This is a genomic window from Psychromonas aquatilis, assembly GCF_038155185.1.
Classification (GTDB): Bacteria; Pseudomonadota; Gammaproteobacteria; order Enterobacterales; family Psychromonadaceae; genus Psychromonas; species Psychromonas aquatilis.
This window is the reverse complement of sequence record NZ_JBAKAZ010000377.1, coordinates 1-216: the sequence shown is the minus strand read 5'-3', so window position 1 is coordinate 216 and position 216 is coordinate 1. Positions and strand designations below refer to the sequence as shown.

Annotated in this window: 1 protein-coding gene; it reads left to right on the top strand. The window is 33.8% G+C overall.

What is annotated here, in order from left to right; translation table 11 throughout:
* Window positions 1–216, top strand: a 216-nt coding sequence (locus tag V6256_RS15870; RefSeq protein WP_341599172.1) for a nicotinate-nucleotide--dimethylbenzimidazole phosphoribosyltransferase, incomplete at both ends; no start/stop codon positions are given.

Sequence of the window (216 nt, the reverse complement as noted above, 5' to 3'; positions counted from 1 at the left end):
TAAATTTTTTGAAATTATTTCGACTGTAAGTAACGTTCCAAATTTATTTATAACAGCACTTCAAGAAAAAATCGATTTAAAAACAAAACCTCAAGGAAGTTTAGGTCTGTTGGAATCAGTCGCATTTAAAACTCCATTGCTACAAGGCACTCTTTCTCCAGTCTATACTCAGCCGAGTATTATTATTATTGCCGCTGACCTTGGTATTGCTGATGA